1 protein-coding gene is annotated in these 889 nt (G+C 58.0%); it reads right to left on the minus strand.

Annotation, left to right across the window (positions count from 1 at the left end):
• Nucleotides 1-17: 17 nt before the first annotated feature.
• Nucleotides 18-785, minus strand: coding sequence for an IS5 family transposase (locus CRI94_RS17415; protein WP_098079402.1), 768 nt, complete (start codon nucleotides 783-785; stop codon nucleotides 18-20).
• Between the last annotated feature and the right edge of the window lie 104 nt (nucleotides 786-889).

Raw genomic sequence — 889 nt, forward strand, 5'->3', positions numbered from 1 at the left:
AGAAGCTGTTTGGCGGATTAGGTAACGCGGCGGATCATGAGTCTAATCATGGCCACTCGGACCATGGCTTCTGACATTTCAGGAAGACGTTCATAGTCTCGAATGAGGCGACGATAGCCGCCAAACCAGCCAAATGTGCGCTCAACCACCCACCGTTTTGGAATGGGCGCGAACCCGGAGCGGTCGTCGTCTGACTCAACGATGGAGAACAACCACTCGAAGCACCGCCACACGAGCCCAGACGGAAGGCCCTCGTAGCCGCTATCGGCAAAAATCATCTGTAGGCGGGGTACCTTTCCGAGGAGTTGCTGCAGGACCGTTGGGGCTTGTTGGCCGTCATGCTCGTTTGCTGGGTGAACCACGACGGCGAGCAGAAATCCCAGGGTGTCGACGATCACATGGCGTTTTCGTCCAGTCACGTGCTTGCTGGGATCCCGACCGCGTGCCGGGCCGGCTTGCCGTTCGGTGTTCACCGACTGCGTATCGATGACCGCGGCACTGGGGCTCGGGGAGCGTCCTTCCGCAACCCGAGCTGCACGCCGAATCCGGTCACAGAGGCGCTGAAGCAGGTTGAGTCGCCGCCATTTTCGGAAATGATAGTACACGGTCTGCCAAGGCGGGTAGTCAGAGGGGAGCATACGCCACTGCGACCCGGTTTTTACCACGTAGAAGATCGCGTCCAGCATCCGCCGGGGGTCATGCTTGTCAAATCGAAAACGATCAAAGATGGGCATGACCCGTTTCCATTGTGCGTCGGTCAAATCAGAGGGATAGGTTCGGTCCATCGCTCTGAGTCGGTCTTGTGAGCGAGTCTGCTTCACTCATAAGACGAGGACCGGCGCTTTTCTGTTGAATGGCCCGGTTCGAATCGATCCGCCAAACAGCTTCT

The sequence above is a fragment of the Longibacter salinarum genome (assembly GCF_002554795.1).
GTDB classification, from domain to species: Bacteria; Bacteroidota; Rhodothermia; order Rhodothermales; family Salinibacteraceae; genus Longibacter; species Longibacter salinarum.

Excerpts from the sequence above, each read along its gene's own strand:
- CRI94_RS17415 (WP_098079402.1), bottom strand. The coding sequence starts at position 785 with ATGGACCGAACCTATCCCTCTGATTTGACCGACGCACAATGGAAACGG.